Genomic DNA, 21,305 nt, shown 5'->3' with positions numbered 1-21,305 from the left:
AGTCACGCCGGTAACTGTCCCGCATTCGGCTGCGGCTGCCCTGCTTCCCTTGACGACTTCCCAAGCTTGCGTGCTGACATGGCAGCTGCCAGGTAGCGGGCATCCCGCCCAATGCCGGGAAGTGTGGCAGAGGCCGCGGCGAACTGAAATTCCTGGCCCAGGAAGTAGAGCCCGGGGACAGACTCCACCACCCCACGATAATGCTGGGGCAATCCGGACCGCTCAAGCTGGAGTGGCGAATAGTCCTCCTGATACCCCGTGCACCAGATGACGTTTGAAACCTCAAGAGAAGTTCCGTCTTCCAACACCGGACAGCCTGCAGTGACACCGGCAACCCGGGGCAGCAGTTGGACGCCTGCTGCTCGCAATTCCTTGCTCCGCGTCCTGATCAACGGTGCGGCCATCGCCTTGAATCCGGGAGCTGCTTTCCGGCCGATGGGAGTATTCAGCGTCAATACGTACAGGCCAAGGAACCTTATGACGGGGAGGAAGAAGCGGGCGCCGGCGCGGCCATGGCGTACGGGAAGTTCACCGCTCGCTTTGCCCGAGACGAACGTTGGGTGTGTACGACTGGCCTCCAAGGCAATCTCCGCGCCCGAATTGCCCAGACCCACCACCAGCACATTGCCTGGCTGGAGCTGCCCCGGGTTGCGATAGTCCTTCGAGTGCAGCTGCACGATCGCAGGGTTCAACTCCTGGGCGAAGGCCGGCCTCTTGGGGACTTGGTATCCGCCGGTCGCGATCACGACGTTCCGGGCACGCCAGTTGCGCTCCCCCGAAGCGATTAAGAAGCCGTCGCCGTCTTGCCGCACCTCGTCGACGCGGGCGCCCAAAACAACGGGAAGGCGGAACTCACGGACGTAGGCCTCAAGGTAGTCGGCCAGCTGGTCCTTGGTAGGGAATGCCAGGGGGTCGCCTGGGAAAGGCTTCCCCGGAAGCCCGTCGTATTTGGCGGGAGTGAAGAGTCGCAGCGAGTCCCAGCGGCCGCGCCACGACTGTCCCGTCCTGGAGTTCTCGTCCAGAATGACGAAGTCCCGGTTCTGCGAGGCGAGATAGTGGCCTAGTGCCAGCCCGGCCTGTCCACCTCCCACAATCACCGTTTCCAGCTCTTCGTGCTCCTGGTAATTCATGGCTCTGTCCTCCTGGTTGCGTGTACCGATACAGCAAACCTATGGGCGCCGGGTGGCACGGCGCGTCGGGAGAATTACCCATTTCCCGAGGAAGGACCATGGGTATTACTGCACATGATGCGGGATGTGAGCGGGCATCAAGGGATCAGGTGGTGCCCGAAGGCGTACGACGTCGCCGCCGCCCGTGAAGGTACTCCGAGCTTGGCCAGGATGTTGCTGACATGGCGGGCCACTGTCTTTTCGCTGAGGAACAGCTGCCTCGCAATCGATTTGTTTGACTGCCCTGAGGAAATCAGGCCCAGGACCTCCAGTTCGCGGGTTGTCAGCAGGGAATCGTCCCCCGAGCCGGCGCGGCTCAGAACCTGCACTTGGGCGACAGCCGGAGCCGCCCCGAGATCCGCGAAGACCTCCAACGCAGCTTCGAACTCCATGGCGGCCGAGTCCGGATCGCCCAACGCCGCACACGCGCGGGCGGCAAGTACACGGGAACGGGCGGCGTTGAAGGGGGCCTCGAGTGTGTACCAGAGACGCCATGCGCGGCGCGCCGTCGAGAGGGCTGCTGCCGGCTCGCCTTCGGCAAGGAGGATGGCGGCTTCCGCCTGGGCAGCGGAGGCCAGCTCAAGGGGAGGACTTCCGGCATGCAGGCCCTGGGTAAGTTGCTCGACGGCGGTCCTCGCCGCCGCAGCGTCCCCGGCCGCCAGTTCAATTTCGACGACGGCGGGAAGCAACCGCCGCTTGTTGGCGGGGTCGGCCCCAGCCACAGCACGCCGAATGCGGGCCTGCGCTTCGGCTGCCTTCCCCTCCTGGAGCTGGAGCAGCGCTACGCCCGGTTCCGGTTCGAAGCCTGTCCCGGCAGCGACTTTGTAAGCGCGGCCGGCCTCCTCGGATCGGCCCCGGAGGCGGAAAACCTCAGCTTCCTGGTACCAGGCGCCGAACGTTGCGTCCGGATCGCCCTTGCGGATTCGCCCTTCAGCCGACTTCGCCACTTCCAAGGCCTGGTCCCAGGCTCCATGCAGGATCAGGAGCTCCGCCCGGTACGCCTGGCATTGGGCACCGAACATCACCATGTCCGGACGTTCCCCGCACCAGCGCTCGAGTGCAGACGTCCATTCCTGTGCCCTGCCCACATCCTGTGCAAGCCGGCAACTGCCCAACACGGCACAGTAAATGATCCCTGTGGGAATCGGTGAGACTTCCCCTGCGGTCACGGAGACCATGACTTCGTCCAGGTGCCGCAGCCCTTCTTCCGGATGCCCAAGCGCCATCCGCGACGTGCCCACCCCCAGCCGCGCCATGGCTTTGAGGTCCGTATCCTCCAGTGCCTCTCCGATCTGGAGCGCCCTGCTGAACAGGGCGTGGCTGGCCTGCGGGTCGCCGCTTCGGAGCGTTCCGAGCGCTGCCGGGATGAGAAGGTAGCCTTCCCCAGCGTTCATTCCTTCCAGGCCCTCAACCAGGTGCCGGCCCCTAGCCAACCAACCGCTGCCGAGGGCCCTCTCCCCCGCGTCCATGAGGAACATGACCAGCCAGGCAGCGCAGCGTGCTCCACCGTCCGCGTCGCCCACGGTCAGGTATTCGTCGTGGGCGCGGCCCAGATAGTCGAGGCCTTGGCTGTTTCGCCCCAACAGCATGGAGACGGATGCAAGCAATTCAAGATCCTGCGGCGGCAGTCCACCCTGCTTGTCGGCGCTAACCAGGCACTCCAAAGCGTCGCTCCAGCGGCGTTCCGTGAACGCCGAGCGTCCTTGATCCAAAGCGGTATACGGTACTGCCATTGCCCACCTTGCGGCCGGTGCGGCAGGCTGCCCTTCACCCACGCTGCCACAACAGCGTCAGGTTACCGCCGCCGTCGTAAGCCAGCAAGGGCAGCCCCGCGCGGAAGCGCCAGGGCAGCAAAGAACCCCGGCCACGTGCGTGTGACCGGGGTTCTCTGGAGCAAGCCCTTAGTGGGAGTGGCCTGCGTGTGCGTCTTCTTCCTCAGCCGGCTTCTCGGCAACCAGGGTCTCGGTGGTGAGAACCAGGGCAGCGATCGAAGCAGCGTTGCGGAGAGCGGAGCGGGTGACCTTGACGGGGTCGATCACGCCAGCGGCGATCAGGTCCTCGTACTCGCCGGACTTGGCGTTGAAACCGTGGTTGGCTTCCAGTTCGGAAACCTTGGCCACAACAACGAAGCCGTCGAAACCGGCGTTCTGGGCGATCCAGCGCAGCGGCTGGACCAAGGCACGGCGGACGATGCCCACGGCAGCTGCCGCGTCGCCTTCCAGCGCCTTGACGGCCGGGGACTCGTCCAGTGCCTTGAGGGCGTGGATGAGGGCCGAACCGCCACCGGAAACGATGCCTTCTTCAAGGGCGGCACGCGTGGAGGAAACAGCGTCCTCGATGCGGTGCTTCTTTTCCTTGAGCTCAACCTCGGTGGCTGCGCCAACCTTGATCACGCCGATGCCGCCGGCCAGCTTGGCCAGGCGTTCCTGCAGCTTCTCGCGGTCCCAGTCGGAATCCGTCCGGGTGAGCTCGGCCCGGAGCTGTGCGACGCGGTCAGCCACGTCCTGCTCGGTGCCGGCGCCGTCCACGATGGTGGTGTTGTCCTTGGTGACCGTGATACGGCGGGCCGTACCAAGTACCTCAAGGCCAACAGTGTCCAGGCTCAGGCCGAGGTCAGCGGAAACAACCTGTGCACCGGTGAGCGTGGCGATGTCCTGGAGCATGGCCTTGCGGCGGTCGCCGAAGCCCGGTGCCTTGACGGCCACAACATTGAGCGTGCCGCGGATGCGGTTGACGATCAGCGTGGAGAGGGCTTCGCCTTCGATGTCTTCGGCAATGATGAACAGCGGCTTGGAAGCCTGCAGTGCCTTCTCCAGAAGCGGCAGGAATTCCTGCAGGGAGGAGATCTTGCCCTGGTTGATCAGGATGAGCGCGTCTTCGAGGACGGCTTCCTGGCGCTCTGCGTCGGTGACGAAGTACGGGGAAAGGTAGCCCTTGTCGAACTGCATGCCCTCGGTGAGGACCAGTTCGGTCTGGGTGGTGGAGGACTCTTCGATGGTGATGACGCCATCCTTGCCCACCTTACCGAAAGCCTCGGCCAACAGTTCGCCAACCTCGTCGCTCTGGGCGGAGATGGCTGCAACGTTGGCTACTTGGGTGCCTTCGACTTCGCGGGCGTTCTCCAGGAGTCGGGCTGCGACGGCTTCAACGGAAACCTCGATGCCGCGCTTGATCTCACCGGGAGCAGCGCCGGCCGCGACGTTGCGCAGGCCTTCCTTGACCAGGGCCTGTGCAAGCACGGTGGCCGTCGTGGTGCCGTCGCCTGCAACATCGTTGGTCTTGGTGGCAACTTCCTTGGCCAGCTGAGCGCCAAGGTTCTCGTAGGGATCGTCCAATTCGACTTCGCGGGCGATCGTCACGCCGTCGTTGGTGATCGTGGGGGCGCCCCACTTCTTGTCCAGGACGACGTTGCGGCCGCGCGGGCCGAGCGTCACCTTGACGGTGTTGGCGAGCTTGTCGATACCGGCCTCGAGGGACCGGCGGGCAGCGTCGTTAAACGCAAGCTGCTTTGCCATGGTTATGTCCTTTCAGAACGGAAAACCCGCACCACCGGCGGCCGGAACGTATTCCAACGGCGCCTGCAGTGCGGGATCCCGGCAAGTTACTTGACGACGATCGCGAGGACGTCGCGGGCGGACAGAACGAGGTACTCGTTGCCACCGGTCTTGACTTCGGTTCCACCGTACTTGGAGTAGATGACGACGTCGCCAACAGCTACGTCCACGGGCACGCGGTTGCCGTTGTCATCGAAGCGGCCGGGGCCGATTGCAACAACTTCGCCTTCCTGCGGCTTCTCCTGTGCGGAGTCCGGAATAACCAGGCCGGAAGCCGTGGTCTGCTCTGCTTCGAGCGGGCGAACAACAATACGATCCTCAAGAGGCTTAATCGAGACCGACACTCGGATCTCTCCTTTTCATGAGCTGATTCATGGACTAAGAACAAGGGTGCCGAGGCGTGCAACCGTCGTCGCGGTGCCGGCAGCTTACCTGGCGTGGGTTAGCACCCTCAAGGGGAGAGTGCTAACAAGACTCTATGTAAGGCGTTAGCACTCGGTCAAGGTGAGTGCCAACAATTCGTCTTTCGGTGAACCCGGGTTACTCGCCCCGGAGGTCGTCGAGGTCGTAGTCGTCGCCGTCGTCCTCCGCGCGCCCGGCCGCGGATCCCCGGTTCAGGTAAAGAACGACGGCGGCAGCAACAGCTACGACGCCGGAAATCACCAGTCCGGTGATACCGCCGGCGCGGACACCGCTGTAAAGCTCACGGATATCCCGGGCCTCCTCCGTGGCGTCGTTCACGCTCTTGCCCGTGACGGAGTAGGCCGCTGCGTTGAAGGAATCCAGCGCGAAAATGACAATCAGCAGTCCGATGCAAACAACGGCGATGACGGCACCCGCTATGAGCGCCGGACGTGCATACGTGGAGATGGACCGGCCGGCGGGATGCTCTTCGGCCCCCGGAACACGGGAATCGTTCCCGTCCGGGTTGTTGATGTCGGAGGGCTGCGGAGCTGCGGTGTCTTCCATGAAAACAACCCTATCGGGCTGCCCGCCAGGTCTCAGCCCCGGAGCGCAAACGTTTAGGCTGGATGGCATGCCCAACGCTCCTCAGGAACACCTCGCGCCCTTGTTCACCACGGAAGGGTGGGAGCTTCTTGGCTCGCTTGGACCGTACCGTGAAGCCGACGCCATGGCGCTCAACGCCTCGCTGCGCAAGGCCGGCCACTCCCCCGAGCTGGTAGCCGCCGTCCTGACGCAGTCGCGCCTGCGGACCAAGGCCGAGGCCAAGTTCGGCGAGTTTGCACACCAAATGCTGTTTACCCAGGCAGGCCTGGAACAGGCCACCCGCCTCAATGTCGCAGCCCGCCACGCGGAGCGATTCGTGAAGGCAGGAATATCCCACGTTGCCGATCTCGGCTGCGGGCTTGGCGCTGATTCGATGGCACTGGCGTCCATGGACATCGCCGTAACAGCCGTGGAACTCGACGAAACAACGGCCGCCTGCGCCACGATCAACCTCATGCCGTTTCCCCACGCCAGAGTGGTCCACTCCGATGCCACCTCCGTGGACCTGGACGGCATCGACGGCGTGTGGCTGGACCCTGCCCGCCGCACGACTTCCACGTCCGGCACCAAGCGGATCTGGGATCCGGAGGCATTCTCTCCCCCGCTATCCTTCGTGGAGGGCCTCGCCGCCACAGGGCGCGCCATTGGCGTCAAGATGGGCCCCGGCATCCCCCACGACTCAGTCCCGGCCAACTGTGAAGCCCAGTGGGTCTCCGTGGCCGGCGACGTCACCGAAGTGACCCTGTGGTTCAACGGCGTCGCCCGCCCCGGCGTGCGGCGCGCGGCTCTGGTGATCGGCCCCCAGGGAGCCGCCGAAATCACCAGCGGCGAGGATTTCCACGCCGGTCCGGTAGCCGCCGTCGGGCCCTTGGAAGGTTACCTGTACGAACCCGACGGGGCCGTCATCCGCGCGGGCCTCGTGGCCGACGTAGCAGAGAGGCTCGGCGGTCACCTCGTGGACGAGCACATCGCCTATGTCTGCGCACCGGAACTCCACGACACGCCCTTTGCGCGCGCCTACCGTGTTCTCGAGGTCATGCCTTACAACGTCAAGGCCCTTAAGGCATGGGTCAAGGCGAACGGCATCACGGTGCTGGACATCAAGAAGCGCGGTACTGCGGTGACGCCCGAGGAACTTCGGAAGCAACTGCTTCCCGGAAAACCTGCCGGAAAAGCAGGAAAGGCGAAGACAGCCACCTTGGTCCTCACCAGGATCGGCGAGGAGCGGGTGGTTGTTGTGGTGGAGCCGGTCAGCTCCTAGCGGCACGTCCTGGCCGTGACCGGAGGCCGCCTAGCGCCGTGAAAATTCCGAAGCTTCGCGGACCTGCTCCGGCGTTGGCCTCACACCTGTGTAGAGGACGAACTGCTCCTCGGCCTGGATGGCAATGACCTCGGCACCGGTAATGACGGGCTTGCCGGCGGCGCGGGCCGCTGCGATGAGCGGAGTCTCGGACGGCAGTGCCACGACGTCGAACACCACCCGGGCGGCGGCAACGGTGGCGTCATCGAAGGACTGCGCGGTTTCGTCGGCTCCGGCCATGCCCAGCGGAGTCACGTTGATGATGAGGTCGGCGGTGGAACCGTTGACGTCGTCCTGCCAGCCGAAGCCGTAGAGGCCCGCGAGAGCGAGGCCGGTAGTTTCATTTCGCGCCACAATGGTCACCTTGGTGAAGCCTGCGTCGCGCAGCGCGGCCGCAACAGCTTTGGCCATTCCACCGGCCCCGCGCAGGAGGACGGAGTGTGTGTTGGGCACCTCATGGTCCTTGAGGAGTCGGGCGATGGCGATGTAGTCGGTGTTGTACGCGGTCAGCACACCGCCGGTATTCACGATCGTGTTGACGGAGTCGATGGCCTTGGCGGAGGGATCCATCACATCAACCAGCGGGATGACTGCTTCCTTGTAGGGCATCGAGACAGCGGCACCCCGGATGGGAAGTCCGCGGATACCGGCCACCGCCAAGGTGATGTCGGCGGGAGCGAAAGCCTTGTAAACAAAGTTCAGGCCGAGCAGATCGTAAAGATAGTTGTGGAACCTGGTCCCAATGTTGCTGGGGCGGGCAGCAAGCGAGATGCAGAGGGACATGTCTTTGTTCAAGATGGGCATCTTCTTATTAAACAGCCCGGACGGGCAGGTCGGGAGAATAAGTAAGACTTCTTCTCCCGACCTTCCTCAATACACCGTTAGCCCTGGCGCGCCTTCATGCGCGGGTTCAGTTTGTTGATAACGAAGGTGCGGCCGCGCCGCCGGACGATCTGGGCACCGGGGATCTTCTTGAGGGCTCGCAGCGAGTTCCTGACTTTCATGGTGTTCTCCTTTTGTTGGTGAAGGCTCTAAAGGGCTTAATCAGCTCAAACGGGTCGTTCCACATGGCCGGCTCCGCGTCCATCTCCGCCGGTGTCGGGTCCAACCGAGCCTGGCCGCAGCGGCTTCGCGGCATTCGCGCTCGAGGGAACTGATGACGGAAAGGTGCATGGCACGATTCTAGTTAAGAATCATTCTCATTAGCAATTCACGGACGTTAATGTCCGGTCCGCGCGCCATGGCGACAGGCACCACTGCACTAGACTTGATCCGACCGCTGGCGGCCCCGCAGCGGGGCACTGTCCGGCCAAAGGCAAAGACAACGAGGGGACTACGTGCAGATTGATTTTGCGCCATCCAGGCAATCGACACTGGGTGTGGAATGGGAGCTGGCGCTCGTCAACGCACGTACAGGGGAACTGGTTTCCGTAGCGAACGACGTCCTCAGGGGCGTTGCAGCCAACCACCCCGACCTCAACGAGGATGATGAACACCCGCATATCAAGCGCGAACTCCTCCTCAACACCGTTGAACTGGTGACGGGCGTCTGCGAGACCGTCGAGGAAGCCAAAGAGGATCTCAGCCGCTCCTTGGCGGCGGTCCGCGAAGTCACCGACACCATGGGCGTCGAGGTGTTCTGCGCCGGAAGCCACCCCTTCAGCCCTCCCCTCCTCCAGCCCGTAACGGATAAGGAACGGTACGCAAAGCTCATCGAACGTACCCAATGGTGGGGACGCCAGATGGTGATCTACGGCGTGCATGTCCACGTGGGCATCGACCGCAAGGACAAGGTGCTGCCGATCCTGGACGGGCTGGTCAACTACTTCCCGCATTTCCAGGCATTGTCAGCTTCCAGCCCCTTCTGGGCCGGCGAGGAAACAGGCTACGCATCGCAGCGCGCACTGATGTTCCAACAGCTTCCGACGGCGGGACTTCCGTTCCAGTTCGACACCTGGGAAGCGTACGAATCATATGTGCAGGACATGTTCACCACGGGTGTCATCGACGCGATCTCCGAGATCCGCTGGGACATCCGGCCTGTTGCCGCACTGGGCACCATCGAGATGCGCATCTGCGACGGCTTGGCCACGCTTGAGGAGGTCGGAGCCATCGCAGCATTGACACAATGCCTGGTCCACGAGTTCTCCACCATCCTCGATGCCGGCGGGACCATCCCAACCATGCCGCCTTGGCACGTCCAGGAGAACAAGTGGCGGGCCGCCCGCTACGGGATGGAAGCCATCATCATCCTCGACGCCGAGGGCAACGAAAAACTCGTCACCGAGCATCTGACAGAGACACTTGAGCGCCTGGAGCCGATAGCCGCCGAGCTCGGTTGCTCCGAGGAGCTCAAGGACGTTGCGAAGATCATTGAACGCGGTGCGAGCTACCAGCGCCAACGCCGCGTGGCCGCCGAACACGACGGCGACCTCCAAGCGGTGGTGATGGACCTCGTGCAGCAGATGCGCAAAGGCCCAGACGCTTGAGCCCTGCCTTCTGCTAGGCGGGCACGGATACCGTCGTCACCGGCATTGACGAGTCGGGGGCAAACGAGACGCCGCTCGGTCCAACACCGGCCATGATCAACTGCGCACCAAGCGCGGCCACCATGGCGCCATTGTCCGTGCACAGGTTCAGCGGTGGAACGTGGAGCTTGATGCCCGCCGAAGCACAGCGCTGGCCGGTTAGTTCCCGCAACCGCGAGTTGGCGGCCACGCCACCGCCCAGCAGGAGGTCCGTGATGCCGTGTTCCCTGCACGCCAGCACGGCCTTGGACGTGATGACATCCACCACTGCTTCCTGGAAGGCAGCTGCGATGTCCGCCACCGGCACTTCCTCGCCCCGCGCTTCGAACTGCTCCACGCAGCGGGCCACGGCGGTTTTCAGCCCGCTGAAGGACCAGTCGTAGCGGTGCGGTCCCTTTTCCTCCGCCGTACCCATGTACTTGGGCTGGGTGAGACCGCGGGGGAACCGGATGGCTTTCGGATTTCCCTGGCGGGCCAGCTTGTCGATGGCAGGTCCGCCCGGGTAGCCAAGTCCCAGGATGCGGGCCACCTTGTCGTAGGCCTCGCCTGCGGCGTCGTCGATGGTTGAGCCAAGGAGCTCCACGTCGTCAGTGATGCTCCTGATCCGCAGGATTTCGGTATGGCCGCCCGAGACCAAGAGTGCTCCGAGGTTCTCCGGCAGCCCGTCCGCACCCAGGCCGGCGGCAGCACCGGCGTCGTTCTGCCTGTCCAGCAGTCCGACGCCGACGTGCGCCACCAAGTGGTTGATGGCGTACAACGGCTTGCCGGTAGCGACGGCCAGCGCCTTGGCTGCGCAAACGCCCACCATGAGGGCGCCGGCAAGACCGGGCCCCGAGGTAACGGCGATCGCATCGATGTCTTGAAGGGTCACGCCTGCCTCATGCAACGACTCCTGGAGGGTAGGCACAAAGGCGTCCAGGTGGGCGCGCGAAGCAATCTCGGGGATCACGCCGCCGAACCGTACATGTTCATCCATGGAGGAAGACACGGTGTTGGTCAGAAGCGTGGTGCCGCGAACAATCCCGACGCCCGTTTCATCACAGGACGATTCGATGCCCAGCACCAGTGGTTGCTTGGGAAGTGCAGGGTTCACGCCTGGACTCCTTCTGTAGGTTTGGGCTCGTTCAGCGGCAAGCGCATGATCAGGGCATCCGTGCCGTCCCTGTAGTAGCGCGGCCGGACGTGGATCTGTTCGAAGCCAAAGCGCAGGTACAGGTGCTGCGCCCGGGGATTGTCAGCGCGCACTTCCAGCAGGACGTCGGCGGCCCGGCGGCGCCGCGCCTCCGCGATGAGTTCGGTGAGGATCGCGGAGCCGATCCCCCTGCCTTCGAATTCGGGTACGACGGCGATCGTCTGGACGTCGGCGATTGGCTCGATGCACATCAATCCGGCGTACGCGATGATCTCGCCTGCAGCCTCGGCCACGATGTAGCGGCGGGTCTCCGGCTGGGACAACTCATCGAAGAACATCTGCAGGGGCCAGGCATCCACCGGGAACAAGCGGCGTTCCAGGGCCTCGACGGCGTCGACGTCCGCCTCGGTCATGTCCCGCAGGGAGACACCGTCGATCGCAGGTCTTGGGAAGGAATCCATCACAGGGCACGTTTCCGGGGTCCGGGTACCTGGGCGTCGGACTCCCTCAGGTAGAGGGGCGTGGAGTCCAGCAACGCCTGGCCGGCCGCGAGCTTGGCCAGCGCGAACTGGCCCAGGGCTGCAGCGTCCGGCTGGGTTTCCGCGAAGTCCTCGTTGGCGCGCAGCACGTCCTGGTAGAGCCCGGCCCCCGCACCGAAGGCAGGGAGGTCCGGAAGGTCGGCGGCGAAGCCCACGTGCGGTCCGTCCACGAGTTCAGGCAACTGCCCCTCAGCCAGGGAGTAGCGGGCCCAGTAAACCTCCTTGCGCCGTGCATCGGTTGCCACCAGGAATTCGGAAACCGCCGACGTGGATTCCGCGACTTCCAGCGCAATGGCATCGAGGCTCATCAGACCGTACAGCGGCTTGTTCCAGACGAAGGCAAGCGTCCGGGCCGTAGCAATTCCGGAACGGAGACCCGTGAAGGGCCCCGGTCCAACGCCGGTGACGATCGCGTCGATGTCCGCACCGGTTACGCCGGAACCGGCCAGGAGTTTCTCGATTCCGGGGGCCAGGACTTCGGCGTGGCTGCGGGTGTCCGCCGTGGCGAAGGAGTCCACCACCCCTTCCATGGCGTCCTCGGAAATGAGGGCCGCACTTGCCACGGCGGAGGTGTCAATGGCCAGGATCAGCATCAGTTTCCCCCTTCAGGGAGCGCAGTTCCAAGGATTCCCGGTGCTTCGGACCAACGGGGGCCGAATCCGCGGAACACGATGGTGCGGGGCTCGTCGTCGTCCTCGGTTTCGAAGTCCAGGACTGCTTTGTCCAAGTGGGCGGAGTCTCCGCCCACGGCCCTGTGCAGATCGACTTCGAGCCGGCTCTCGGCCAGGTGCTCCACGCGGTCACGTCCCCACTCCACCACCGTCACCGAGGTGTCCATGGTGTTCTCGAGGTCGATATCGTCCACTTCGGCAGCCGAATCCAGTCGGTAGGCGTCCACGTGGACCAGGTCCGGGCCGCCCGGACGCGGGCCTTCGGCAAGGTTGGGGTGGATCCGAACAAGAACGAAAGTGGGGGAGATGATGCCCGGACGTACGCCCAGTCCCTCGCCGAGCCCCTGGGTGAAGGTGGTCTTGCCCGCCCCCAGTTCACCGGTCAGTATCAACAGATCCCCGGCCTCAAGCACCCCGCCGAGCGCAGCAGCGAGCGCGTGGGTCTGTTCCGCCGTCGTGACCTGGATCCTGCGCTCCCACTGCGGTCCGGTCACAGCGCGGCTGCTTTCGACGTTCCGCTGGCCGCTGCGGCGGCGTCTGTTCCGGGCTTTTCTGCGCCGGGCGCCTCGTTGACGTAGCTGCGCGGAACACGGGGGCTGATGCGGGTGACGATCTCGTAGTTGATGGTGCCTGCGGCCGCCGCCCAATCATCGGCAGTGGGTCCGCCGTCGGCTCCGTCACCGAACATGACCGCCTCGCTGCCCTTCAGGTTGCCGGCTTCCTCCGCGGACAGCGGGCCGAGGTCGATCACCATCTGGTCCATGGCGATCCGGCCCACCACAGGATAATTCACGCCAGCCACCCGGATCGGACCACCCGTGGCCACGCGCGGAACGCCGTCCGCATATCCGAGCGGGATAAGGCCCAACGTGCTTTGGGTGGTTGTGTGGTAATTCAGCCCGTAGGAGACGCCTTGCCCTTCCGGGACCTGTTTACAGTTGGAAAGCAGGGTTCGGACGGTCATGGCGGGGTGCAGGCCGAGCTCCGCGGAGCTGGCGCCCTGGAAAGGTGAAAGCCCGTAAATGCCCAGGCCCACACGGACCAGGTCAAAATGGGAATCGGGGCGGGAAAGCGTGGCCGGCGTGTTGGCGATGTGCCGGACCTCAGTGTCCACGCCTGCGTCTTCGGCCATGGCGATGGCTTCGCGGAACACGGCAAGTTGCTCATCGGTCTCGGGACGCTGCGGCTCATCGGCCACAGCCAGGTGGGAGAAGATTCCCACAACACGCAGCAGGCCTTCATCCTGGTACTCCATGGCCTGGCCCACCAGCTGGTCCCAGTCCGCGATGGTGCAGCCGTTGCGGCCCAGTCCGGTATCGATTTTGAGGTGCACGCGCGCCGGGCGCTCCTGGTCGCGGGCAGCCGCGACCACTGCGTCCAGCTCCCACCCGGAAATTCCGACGTCGATGCCGGCCGCGACCGCGGCTTGGAAGTTGCTTTCCCGGGTGTGCAGCCAGGCGAGCAGCGGGGCATCGATACCCGCGGCGCGCAAGGCGAGCGCCTCGGAAATGTGGGCCACGCCAAGCCAGGATGCTCCGGCATCAAGGGCTGCCCGGGCCACTTGCACGGCTCCGTGGCCGTAGGCATCAGCTTTTACAACCGCCATGACAGAGGCGGGGGAAGCGATTCCGACGAACTGACGAACGTTGTGCCGCACTGCCTCGAGGTCGATCACGGCGGAGCGTTCCAGCATGGCCGACTTTGCTATTGAGGGCTTTGACCCGATCCCGATATCTGCAGCTGCTTCGTAAGTCACCCTAGAGATTCTAGTGGCGTGGGTGAATTCGGGTTAACCGCAGGCGGGTGGAACGCACTGTTGCTACTGGGCATCGGAGAGGTGGGCGATGGTGGCCCGCGCCCGTCGCTGGGCCTCGGCGGGAATGTCCTTGACGATTGGTTCAAGGAAAGCGAAGCGTCGCAACCACTGGCTGGACTGCCGCTCTTTCCTGGCGTTGGCGCGCTGCCACCAGTCTGCGATGTCGCCCCAGCCGGGAGCGGCCAGCGAACCACCGACCTGCTGCACGGCAAGCGAGGCACAAAGGTTCGCGAACCTTAACCGATCTCCCAGTTTCCATCCCGCGAGGCTCCCCACAATGAAGGCGGCACCAAAGCAGTCCCCTGCCCCCGTGGGATCCGAAGCCGATACGGGCAAGGACGGCACCCACTCTTCCTCACCCGTTTCAGAGTCCACCGCCATGGCCCCCTGGGCTCCAAGGGTCACCACGGCCACGGGCACGCGGTCCGCCAAGGAATAGAGCGCGGCCCAGGGATCCGCCTTTCCCGTGAAAGCCATGGCCTCGGGAGCATTGGGGAGGAAAGCGTGGAAGTGCTCGAGTTGGTCCAGCCTTCGCTGGGACCATTCCCCGTTGGGATCCCAACCCACCACGCCGAACAGCTTGGTACCGGCTGCCTCTGCCGCGAGCATCCATGGCTCCAGTTCTTCTTCAAGGTCAGCCACTGCGGCGAGCGCAGTGGGCGGCTCCCCGATCAGCTCGGAGGCGTTGACCGGAGCGGGGTGGCCGTGGGTCACCATGGACCGGTCCTGGTTGACGCACATGGACACCGTCACGGGAGAATGCCAGCCCGGCACTTTTCGTGAAAGCGAGAGGTCCACGTGCTCCTGGGATTCGAGGATCTGCCAGTTGTAGTCGCCGTAGCCGTCATCGCCGAAGGTCGCAGCAAGGTTGGTCCGAAGCCCCAGCCGTGAGGCTGCGATCGCTTGGTTCGCGACTCCCCCGGGGCAACTGCCCATGCCCTCGCTCCATACTTCGGTACCGGGCTCAGGTGAGTGCGGAAGCCCCGTGAAGATGATGTCCTGGAATACGGTGCCCGTGAGCAGCAGGTCGCATTGGTTCGCGTCGTCGGGCCGGACGGCTGCGAGGGGATCGAAGCGACGCTGGGGCATGGCATCCATGCACGGCACACTACGCTGCACGTCCGCCGGCTGCATAGACTCGAACCATGCGGCTCATGATCGCCGGCGGCGGCGGATTCCGGGTTCCCCTCGTGTACCGTGCCCTGTGCTCAGGGTACTTTGCCGGGCTCGTCGACGAGCTGGTCCTGTACGACGTCGATCCCGCCCGGCTAGCCGCCATCCACGCGGTCCTGCGGGACATGCCTGCAGAAGGTTCCCGTCCCGGCGTCGTGGTTTCCACGGACCTGGACGACTCGCTCCGGGGAACCGACATGGTCTTTGCCGCGATCCGTCCAGGTGGCACGGCGGGCCGCGTGATCGACGAGGACGTGGCCCTGAAGCTTGGTGTGCTTGGCCAGGAGACCACGGGCGCCGGAGGCATCTCCTATGCACTGCGGACCATCCCGCGAATGCTGGAGTTGGCCGAAGCGATGCGCCGCCTCTGCCCCGACGCCTGGCTCATCAACTTCACCAACCCCGCGGGGATGGTCACCGAAGCCCTGGTCCCGGTCTTGGGGCGGCGCGTCATCGGGATCTGCGATTCCGCCGGCGGCTTGGTGCAGCGTGCCGCGGCCGCTGTCGGCGTTCCGTTGCAGGAGGGGAGGCTCGACGGCGTGGGCTACTACGGGTTGAACCATCTCGGTTGGCTTTACCGGCTGGCGCCCGAGGGAAGGGACCTGCTGCCGGATCTTCTGTCCAGCCACGATGCCCTTTCTTCCATGGAGGAAGGGCGGCTGTTTGGCCAGCACATGCTGCAACTGCTCGGCTGCCTGCCGAACGAATATCTTTACTACTTCTACGAGACCCACCACGCCACCGCAGCCATTCGTCGGCAGGCGGAGACCCGCGGCGCGTCCATCCACCACCAGCAACGCTCGCTGTACCCGGAGCTCGCCGCGTCATCCCACGCCTACGCCAAGTGGGAAGCTGCCAGACGGTCCAGGGAAGAGGGCTACCTCGCCGAATCGCGTGCCGAAGGCGAACAGCGGGACGAACAGGACCTGGCCGGCGGAGGCTACGAGCGCGTGGCGCTCGCGGTCATGCGGGCACTTGCAGGCGGCACTCCCTCCACAGGGAAAACTACCCAACTGATCCTCAACGTCCCCAACTCCCCCGTGGCCGCCGTCGCCGGGGCATCCCCGGACGAGGTGGCCGTGCCCGGCATGCCACGGGACGCCGTCGTCGAGGTGCCTTGCGAGGTGACGTCCGACGGCGCGCTGCCGCTTCCGCAGGAACGGCCGGGCGGCCAGTTCCTCACGCTTATGCGTCACGTCAAGGAAGTGGAGCGGCTCACCATCCAGGCTGTCCGGGAAGGAAGCCGGGAGGCCGCGCTGCAAGCATTCGCCGCCCATCCCCTGGTGGGCTCACCGGACCTGGGGCGGAAACTGCTGGAAGGCTACGAAGCCGGCTTCCCCGAACTGTCAGGCCTGTGGTCCCGGGCTAGAGTTCCCGGTACATGACGTGGAGGCCCACGTAGCCGATCTCCGGGTGGTTGAAGGCTTCAGGGACGGTGGCCAGGATGCGGAAACCCATGGATTGCCACAACCAAACCGCCCTGACGTTGCTCTCCACCACAGCGTTGAACTGCATTGAGCGGAAGCCTGCTTGTTTGGCTTCCTTCAGCGAGTAGGCGCACAGGGCGCGGGCGATTCCCTGCCCCGAGTACTTTGCCCCCACCATGTACCCGGCATTGGCCACGTGGCTTCCACCGCCAGCCTGATTGGCATGGAACTCGCCGGTACCCTGGACCGTCCCATCTTCGGTGCGGACGGCGACGAAAGCCTGGCCAGGCGCTTCCTTCATCCACTTTGCACGGGCGGATTCCTCATCGGTGTCCCTGTCCCAAGTAAAGGTCTCCCCTTCCCTGATCACGGGTTCCATCACGGCCCAGATACCGGGCCAATCGTCGGACGTTGCGGGGCGGATGTCGTAGGCGATGTTTTTGATGTCTTGGCTCACAGCGGACAGGCTAGCAGCCTTGTTCACGGCTTGGTCGAGGGCGGCCCGCACGGGCACGGCAGGAGTAGTGTTTTCTGCAGGAAAGCCGGTTATTGCATTGGCTGGTTTTGCACCGGCAGTTTCAGAAGGGCAGGAGGTAGCGGTGGCGTTGATCCGTCGTGTCGCGTTCCTTTCGTTGCACACCTCCCCCATGGAACAGCCCGGGGCCGGGGACGCCGGCGGCATGAACGTCTACGTGCGGGCACTGGCCATGGCACTCGCGGAGGCCGGAGTGGAAGTGGAAATCTTCACCCGTGCCACCAAAGCCGGGCAGCCCGCCGTCGAGCATCCCGGCCCGGGCGTCTGCGTCCACAACGTCATGGCAGGACCCCGCCGCAAACTGCCCAAGGAAGAGCTGCCCGCGCTGCTGCACCAGATGGTGGAAGAGATCGACCGCATCCGCCACCAACAACCGCACGGCCGCTACGACGCCATCCATTCGCATTACTGGGTGTCCGGTGTTGCCGGACTTGAACTCGCCGGGCTGTGGGGCGTTCCGCTGATCCACACCATGCACACCATGGCCAAGGTCAAGAACCTCGTCCTGGAGTCCGGCGAGCGCCCGGAACCCCGCCGTCGCGAGGAAGGCGAACAGCGAATCGTCGACGGCGCCACCCGGCTCATTGCCAACACTCCCGCCGAGGCGGAGGAACTGGTGGCGCATTACGGCGCCGATATCGATCGGATCGACGTCGCCCCGCCCGGCGTGGACCTCAAGGTCTTCACCCCGGCGTTCCGGCAGAAGGCCCGGCGGGAACGCGACGTCCGCCCGGAGAGTTTCCACCTCGTCTTCGCGGGCAGGATCCAACGGCTCAAGGGCCCGCAGGTGTTCGTCAGGGCTGCGGGCATTCTCCGTAAGCGGCGCCCGGACATCAACTTGGAGCTGACCATCCTCGGTTCGCTGAGCGGAGCAAAGGATTTCAACCTCCAACAAATCATCGAAGACTCGGGCCTTAGCGACGTCGTCACCCACCGGCCGCCCGTGGTGGCCCCGGAGTTGGCAGACTGGTTCAGGTCGGCGGACGTGGTGGTAATGCCGTCGTTCAGCGAGTCGTTCGGACTTGTGGCGTTGGAAGCACAGGCGTGCGGTACTCCCGTGGTGGCCACCAATGTTGGCGGCCTCTCGCGGGCAATTTCGGATGGCCGCACCGGCATCCTCGTGGACGGGCACGATCCTTCCGACTGGGCGGATGCCCTCGAGGATCTGTACGACGACGTCCGCACGCGCGAGGACATGGGCCGCGCCGCCGCAACTTACGCCGAGTCCTTCGGTTGGCAGCGGACAGCAGCCATCAGCCTGGAAAGCTACCGGGAGTCGGTGGCCGGCCTGCTGGTTCCGGGGCGGTAGCACGTCCCGGGACGGTGGCACGTCCCGAGGCATGGCCGGAGTGGCTGATAGATTGTCGCGCACAGCGAAAGTACCCAGTTAAAGGACAACGATGTCTGAGAACAAAGTCTTGTCGGACCTTGAAATCGCCCAACGCGCAAGCATCAAACCGATCCAAGAGATTGCCGAACGTGCCGGCATAAACCTCGACGCCCTGGAACTTTACGGTCCGTTCAAAGCCAAGATCAACCCGGCGCGACTGACCCTTCCCGAGGGCAAGCCTGCGGGCAAGGTGGTCCTGGTCTCGGCGATGTCCCCTACTCCTGCCGGAGAAGGTAAATCCACAACAACCGTCGGACTGGCGGATTCCCTGGCCCGGGCCGGGCACAAGGTGATGATCGCACTGCGGGAACCTTCGCTGGGCCCGATCCTGGGCATGAAAGGCGGTGCCACGGGAGGCGGGTATTCCCAAGTGCTTCCCATGGACGATATCAACCTCCACTTCACGGGTGATTTCCACGCCATCACCTCGGCCAACAACGCACTGATGGCGTTGGTGGACAACCACATCTTCCAAGGCAACGAGCTGGGTATCGATCCGCGGCGAATGACTTTCAAACGTGTACTGGACATGAACGACCGCGCCCTCCGGGAAGTCGTGATCGGCCTGGGCGGGCCCGCCCAAGGCGTGCCTCGGCAGGACGGCTTCGACATCACGGTCGCCTCGGAAATCATGGCCGTCTTCTGTCTTGCTTCGGACCTGGCCGATCTCCGCTGCCGCCTGGGCAAAATCACCTTCGGCTACACCCATGAGCGCAAGCCCGTCACGGTGGCAGACCTCGGCGTGGAAGGTGCCCTCACCCTGCTGTTGAAGGACGCCATCAAACCCAACCTGGTGCAAACCATCGCAGGCACGCCGGCTTTGGTGCACGGGGGACCGTTTGCCAACATCGCGCACGGCTGCAACTCGCTCATCGCCACCCGAACGGCCCAGCAGTTGGCGGACATCGTGGTTACGGAAGCCGGTTTCGGCGCCGATCTCGGGGCAGAGAAATACATGGACATCAAGTCCCGGATCGCCGATGTGGCGCCTTCCGCCGTCGTTGTGGTGGCCACCATCCGCGCCCTCAAGATGCAGGGCGGGGTCCCCAAGGAGGATCTGTCCATCCCGAACGTTGAGTCCTTGGCCGCTGGCGTGGAAAACCTCAAACGCCACGTGGGCAACGTTGCCAAGTTCGGGATCTCGCCGGTGGTCTCCATCAACAAGTTCGCCACAGACACGGCCGAGGAACTCGACTGGCTGCTGGCATGGTGTGCAGCGGAAGGCGTGCAGGCCGCCGTCGCCGACGTCTGGGGCCGCGGCGGTGGAGGCGACGGCGGGGACGAACTCGCGGCGAAGGTGGCAGCCGCGCTGGACGCGCCGTCGAACTTCCACCACCTCTACCCCCTTGATCTGCCTGTGGAGGACAAGATCCGGACCATCGCCCAGGAAATTTACGGCGCCGACGGCGTGGAGTTCTCCGTTCCCGCGCTGCGGCGGCTGGCCGATATCGAAAAGAACGGGTGGAGCGGCCTGCCCGTCTGCATGGCCAAGACGCAATACTCCTTCACGGACGATGCCTCCCAGCTCGGAGCCCCCAAGGGCTTCCGCGTCCACGTCCGGGACCTGATTCCCAAGACCGGCGCAGGGTTTATCGTGGCCTTGACCGGCGCCGTCATGACCATGCCCGGCCTGCCCAAGGAACCTGCGGCCATGCGCATGGACGTCGACCCCGACGGCAACCCCACGGGCCTCTTCTGATCCCTCTCTCACCACCCACCCCCAAAACCCGATCCCTCTCGCACCACCCACCCCAAAACCCGATCCCTCTTTCACCACCCACCCCCAAAACCCGATCCCTCTCGCACCACCCGGGCCGCGGGCGGCGGGACGTGAGAGAGGAAACCCCAAAAACCGGCAGGACGTGAGAGAGGAAGCTTAAATGGCTGACGCCCCCGCACGCAGGGTGCGGGGGCGCCAGGGTAACGCGGGGTTTAGCGCTCGATGTCGCCGCGGATGAAGGCTTCGACCTTCTCGCGGGCGATGTCGTCGTTGAATTGCTCCGGCGGGGACTTCATGAAGTAGCTGGAGGCAGAGAGCAACGGGCCACCGATACCGCGGTCCAGGCCGATCTTGGCGGCACGGATGGCGTCGATGATCACGCCGGCGGAGTTCGGGGAGTCCCAGACCTCAAGCTTGTATTCGAGGGACACGGGAGCGTCGCCGAAGTTGCGGCCTTCGAGACGGACGAATGCCCACTTGCGGTCGTCGAGCCAGGCTACGTAGTCGGAGGGGCCGATGTGGACGTCGTCTGCGTGAAGCTCGGCCTCGACGTTGGAGGTTACGGCCTGGGTCTTGGAAATCTTCTTCGATTCCAGGCGGTCGCGCTCAAGCATGTTCTTGAAGTCCATGTTGCCGCCAACATTCAGCTGGTACGTGCGGTCCAGCGTAACGCCACGGTCTTCGAAAAGCTTGGCCATGACACGGTGGGTGATGGTGGCGCCGATCTGGCTCTTGATGTCGTCGCCAACAATCGGGATGCCGGCTTCGGTGAACTTGTCGGCCCATTCCTTGGTGCCTGCAATGAAGACCGGGAGGGCGTTCACAAAGGCGACACCGGCGTCGATGGCGCACTGGGCGTAGAACTTTGCTGCCTGCTCCGATCCGACGGGCAGGTAGCAGACCATGACGTCGACCTTGGCTTCACGGAGTGCAGCAACCACGTCCACTGCTTCTTCCGGAGCCTCGACAATGGTCTCGCGGTAGTACTTGCCCAAGCCGTCCAGGGTGTGGCCGCGCTGGACCTTCACGCCTGTGGCCGGAACGTCTGCGATCTTGATGGTGTTGTTCTCGCTGGCGCCGATGGCGTCGGCGAGGTCCAGGCCAACCTTCTTGCTGTCGACGTCGAAAGCAGCAACGAACTCAACATCGTTGACGTGGTACGGACCGAACTCAACGTGCATCAGACCGGGAATCGTGGACTTCGGGTCGGCGTCGCGGTAGTACTCGACACCTTGGACCAACGACGCAGCGCAGTTTCCTACGCCAACAATGGCAACACGAATCGGATGTGAAGACACGGAACTCCTTTGGGAAAAACCTCAGGTGCCAGGCGAGGCTCCGGC

Annotated in this window: 20 protein-coding genes; 5 read left to right on the top strand and 15 right to left on the bottom strand. The window is 64.4% G+C overall.

Annotated elements, in window-relative coordinates:
- Positions 1-2: 2 nt before the first annotated feature.
- From ACIPY2_RS00860 to ACIPY2_RS00840, 5 genes are all read right to left on the bottom strand, one after another.
- Positions 3-1,130, bottom strand: coding sequence for a flavin-containing monooxygenase (locus ACIPY2_RS00860; protein WP_400264508.1), 1,128 nt, complete (start codon positions 1,128-1,130; stop codon positions 3-5).
- 137 nt (positions 1,131-1,267) lie between these two features.
- A complete protein-coding gene (locus ACIPY2_RS00855; RefSeq protein ID WP_400264507.1) occupies positions 1,268-2,902 on the bottom strand; it encodes a LuxR C-terminal-related transcriptional regulator in 1,635 nt (544 codons plus the stop codon).
- Positions 2,903-3,070: 168 nt separating this feature from the next.
- Complete coding sequence (groL, locus tag ACIPY2_RS00850) at positions 3,071-4,684, bottom strand: chaperonin GroEL (protein WP_400264506.1); 1,614 nt, start codon at positions 4,682-4,684, stop codon at positions 3,071-3,073.
- Between the two features lie 86 nt (positions 4,685-4,770).
- Positions 4,771-5,067 (bottom strand): co-chaperone GroES, encoded by a 297-nt coding sequence (gene groES, locus ACIPY2_RS00845; RefSeq protein WP_011775524.1) that lies wholly within the window; start codon positions 5,065-5,067, stop codon positions 4,771-4,773.
- A 196-nt stretch (positions 5,068-5,263) separates the two neighbouring features.
- Positions 5,264-5,692: a hypothetical protein gene (locus ACIPY2_RS00840; RefSeq protein ID WP_400264505.1), complete on the bottom strand. Its 429-nt coding sequence runs from the start codon at positions 5,690-5,692 to the stop codon at positions 5,264-5,266.
- A 67-nt stretch (positions 5,693-5,759) separates the two neighbouring features.
- Here ACIPY2_RS00840 and ACIPY2_RS00835 point away from each other — a divergent pair, with 67 nt between their 5' ends.
- Positions 5,760-6,992 (top strand): SAM-dependent methyltransferase, encoded by a 1,233-nt coding sequence (locus ACIPY2_RS00835; protein ID WP_400264504.1) that lies wholly within the window; start codon positions 5,760-5,762, stop codon positions 6,990-6,992.
- Positions 6,993-7,022: 30 nt separating this feature from the next.
- Here the strand turns inward: ACIPY2_RS00835 and ACIPY2_RS00830 are convergent, their stop codons facing one another.
- Both ACIPY2_RS00830 and ykgO read right to left on the bottom strand, forming a co-directional pair.
- Complete coding sequence (locus ACIPY2_RS00830) at positions 7,023-7,835, bottom strand: shikimate 5-dehydrogenase (RefSeq protein WP_400264503.1); 813 nt, start codon at positions 7,833-7,835, stop codon at positions 7,023-7,025.
- Positions 7,836-7,912: 77 nt separating this feature from the next.
- Complete coding sequence (gene ykgO / locus ACIPY2_RS00825) at positions 7,913-8,035, bottom strand: type B 50S ribosomal protein L36 (protein WP_124090477.1); 123 nt, start codon at positions 8,033-8,035, stop codon at positions 7,913-7,915.
- A gap of 333 nt (positions 8,036-8,368) precedes the next feature.
- Here ykgO and ACIPY2_RS00820 point away from each other — a divergent pair, with 333 nt between their 5' ends.
- Positions 8,369-9,520, top strand: coding sequence for a glutamate--cysteine ligase (locus tag ACIPY2_RS00820; protein ID WP_400264502.1), 1,152 nt, complete (start codon positions 8,369-8,371; stop codon positions 9,518-9,520).
- A gap of 13 nt (positions 9,521-9,533) precedes the next feature.
- On the opposite strand, the gene tsaD is transcribed toward ACIPY2_RS00820, so the two are convergent.
- The 6 genes from tsaD to ACIPY2_RS00790 form a co-directional block, all read right to left on the bottom strand.
- Positions 9,534-10,652: a tRNA (adenosine(37)-N6)-threonylcarbamoyltransferase complex transferase subunit TsaD gene (gene tsaD, locus ACIPY2_RS00815; RefSeq protein ID WP_400264501.1), complete on the bottom strand. Its 1,119-nt coding sequence runs from the start codon at positions 10,650-10,652 to the stop codon at positions 9,534-9,536.
- The gene (gene rimI, locus ACIPY2_RS00810) at positions 10,649-11,152 is read right to left on the bottom strand and encodes a ribosomal protein S18-alanine N-acetyltransferase (protein WP_400264500.1); all 504 of its coding nucleotides are present in this window, start codon (positions 11,150-11,152) and stop codon (positions 10,649-10,651) included. Before rimI ends, tsaD begins: the two co-directional genes overlap by 4 nt.
- Entirely contained in the window at positions 11,152-11,823 is a 672-nt protein-coding gene (tsaB, locus tag ACIPY2_RS00805) for a tRNA (adenosine(37)-N6)-threonylcarbamoyltransferase complex dimerization subunit type 1 TsaB (RefSeq protein ID WP_400264499.1), read from the bottom strand. Before tsaB ends, rimI begins: the two co-directional genes overlap by 1 nt.
- Positions 11,823-12,395: a tRNA (adenosine(37)-N6)-threonylcarbamoyltransferase complex ATPase subunit type 1 TsaE gene (gene tsaE / locus ACIPY2_RS00800; protein WP_400264498.1), complete on the bottom strand. Its 573-nt coding sequence runs from the start codon at positions 12,393-12,395 to the stop codon at positions 11,823-11,825. The genes tsaB and tsaE overlap by 1 nt, the downstream gene beginning before the upstream one ends.
- The gene (alr, locus tag ACIPY2_RS00795; RefSeq protein ID WP_400264497.1) at positions 12,392-13,657 is read right to left on the bottom strand and encodes an alanine racemase; all 1,266 of its coding nucleotides are present in this window, start codon (positions 13,655-13,657) and stop codon (positions 12,392-12,394) included. The genes tsaE and alr overlap by 4 nt, the downstream gene beginning before the upstream one ends.
- Positions 13,658-13,720: 63 nt before the next feature.
- Positions 13,721-14,815, bottom strand: a complete 1,095-nt coding sequence (locus ACIPY2_RS00790; RefSeq protein ID WP_400264496.1) for a carbohydrate kinase family protein — start codon at positions 14,813-14,815, stop codon at positions 13,721-13,723.
- A 47-nt stretch (positions 14,816-14,862) separates the two neighbouring features.
- Here ACIPY2_RS00790 and ACIPY2_RS00785 point away from each other — a divergent pair, with 47 nt between their 5' ends.
- Positions 14,863-16,275 carry a 6-phospho-beta-glucosidase gene (locus ACIPY2_RS00785; protein WP_400264495.1) on the top strand — a complete coding sequence of 471 codons (1,413 nt, stop codon included), beginning with the start codon at positions 14,863-14,865 and terminating at the stop codon, positions 16,273-16,275.
- On the opposite strand, the gene ACIPY2_RS00780 is transcribed toward ACIPY2_RS00785, so the two are convergent.
- Positions 16,256-16,783 (bottom strand): GNAT family N-acetyltransferase, encoded by a 528-nt coding sequence (locus ACIPY2_RS00780; RefSeq protein WP_400265083.1) that lies wholly within the window; start codon positions 16,781-16,783, stop codon positions 16,256-16,258. The two genes, ACIPY2_RS00785 and ACIPY2_RS00780, sit on opposite strands and share 20 nt — an antisense overlap.
- Before the next feature lie 133 nt (positions 16,784-16,916).
- Between ACIPY2_RS00780 and mshA the strand changes: the two genes are divergently transcribed.
- The gene (gene mshA, locus ACIPY2_RS00775) at positions 16,917-18,161 is read left to right on the top strand and encodes a D-inositol-3-phosphate glycosyltransferase (protein WP_400264494.1); all 1,245 of its coding nucleotides are present in this window, start codon (positions 16,917-16,919) and stop codon (positions 18,159-18,161) included.
- A gap of 91 nt (positions 18,162-18,252) precedes the next feature.
- A complete protein-coding gene (locus ACIPY2_RS00770; RefSeq protein ID WP_400264493.1) occupies positions 18,253-19,941 on the top strand; it encodes a formate--tetrahydrofolate ligase in 1,689 nt (562 codons plus the stop codon).
- A gap of 233 nt (positions 19,942-20,174) precedes the next feature.
- Here the strand turns inward: ACIPY2_RS00770 and ACIPY2_RS00765 are convergent, their stop codons facing one another.
- On the bottom strand, positions 20,175-21,260 hold the full coding sequence (locus tag ACIPY2_RS00765) for an inositol-3-phosphate synthase (RefSeq protein WP_400264492.1): 1,086 nt from the start codon (positions 21,258-21,260) through the stop codon (positions 20,175-20,177).
- Between the last annotated feature and the right edge of the window lie 45 nt (positions 21,261-21,305).

Source organism: Paenarthrobacter sp. NPDC089675 (assembly GCF_044749185.1).
Classification (GTDB): Bacteria; Actinomycetota; Actinomycetes; order Actinomycetales; family Micrococcaceae; genus Arthrobacter.
The sequence above is the reverse complement of the archived record's forward strand: the minus strand, read 5'-3'. Positions and strand labels throughout refer to the sequence as shown.